Below are 637 nucleotides of genomic sequence, written 5' to 3' on the forward strand. Positions count from 1 at the left end.
GCGCTGAGCCCGACCTCCGCATCTCAACAACAAGCCAGGGCTGTCTCATCGCGCCCTTCCATCGATATGTCCGACATCACGATCTTCCACAACCCCGACTGCGGCACCTCGCGCAACACGCTGGCCCTGATCCGGCACGCGGGCATCGAGCCCGAGGTCATCGAATACCTCAAGACACCTCCGCCCAAGGAGAAGCTCAAGGCACTGGTGCAGGCCATGGGTATCTCGGTGCGCGACCTGCTTCGGCAGAAGGGCACGCCCTATGCCCAGCTGAAGCTGGACGAGCCCGGGTGGTCGGACGAGGAGCTGCTCGACTTCATGCTGGAGCACCCGATCCTCATCAATCGGCCGATCGTCGTGACACCCCTCGGCACGAAGCTGTGCCGCCCGTCGGAAGCGGTGCTGGAGATTCTCCCGGCGCCGAAGATGGCGCCCTTCAAGAAGGAAGACGGAGAACGGGTCGTCGACGACGGTGTGCGCCGTGCTTGAAGACCAGCCCACCTTCCCCGCGCTGCAGGCGGAGCTGTTCGATGTGCCCACGCAGGAGCGCCTGGCGGTGCGTGAGCCCTCGGTTCACCGGCCGCGCTTCCTGATGCTCTATGGCTCGCTGCGCGAGCGCTCGTACAGCCGGCTGCTG

The 637-nt window shown here is 65.5% G+C and carries 1 protein-coding gene; it reads left to right on the forward strand.

Going from position 1 to position 637, the window contains the following annotated elements; all coding sequences use genetic code 11:
- The first annotated feature begins 66 nt into the window (after window positions 1–66).
- Window positions 67–489 carry an arsenate reductase (glutaredoxin) gene (gene arsC, locus AC1DTN_RS38160; protein ID WP_477925358.1) on the forward strand — a complete coding sequence of 141 codons (423 nt, stop codon included), beginning with the start codon at window positions 67–69 and terminating at the stop codon, window positions 487–489.
- Window positions 490–637 lie beyond the last annotated feature (148 nt).

The sequence above is a fragment of the Rhizobium sp. 01T444 genome (genome assembly GCF_056398305.1).